Source organism: Caballeronia calidae, from assembly GCF_900044055.2.
Classification (GTDB): domain Bacteria; phylum Pseudomonadota; class Gammaproteobacteria; order Burkholderiales; family Burkholderiaceae; genus Caballeronia; species Caballeronia calidae.
In genome coordinates this window covers 1-507 of record NZ_FCOX02000378.1, presented here as the reverse complement: position 1 = coordinate 507, position 507 = coordinate 1, and the positions used below count along the sequence as shown (strand labels likewise).

The 507-nt window shown below is 54.6% G+C and carries 1 protein-coding gene; it reads left to right on the top strand.

Features of this window, described 5'->3' with window-relative positions; genetic code table 11:
• Positions 1-507: ISAzo13 family transposase (locus tag AWB78_RS43120; protein ID WP_157697941.1), on the top strand; the 507-nt coding region annotated here is incomplete at both ends.

Genomic DNA, 507 nt, shown 5'->3' with positions numbered 1-507 from the left:
ACGGGTGAGCGTGCGAACCGTCAGGCAACTGTTAAAACAAAACGGATTTTCCCGTCGGCAATCGCAGAAAAAGAAGTCGCTCAAATCTCATGCGCAGCGCGATGCGCAGTTTCAGCGTATTTCGCAACTCAAGTCGGAATACCTCGCAGACGATCAACCTGTGATCAGCATCGATACGAAGAAAAAGGAGATGCTGGGCAACTTCTATCGCGGCGGCAAGCTGTACACGCGCGAGCAGCTTGAAGTCCTCGACCACGATTTTCCGAGCTACAGCGAGGGCAAGATTATTCCGCATGGGCTGTACGACATCGGCCTGAATAAGGCGCATGTGAACATCGGCGTGAGCTGTGACACGACACAGTTTGCCTGCGACAGCGTGGCGCACTGGTGGGAAACGCAGGGACGCGTCGATTATCCCCGGGCCACACGGTTACTGCTGTTGTGCGATGGCGGAGGCAGCAACCCAAGCAATTCATGGCTTTTTAAAGCCGATCTGCAAGATCTGGC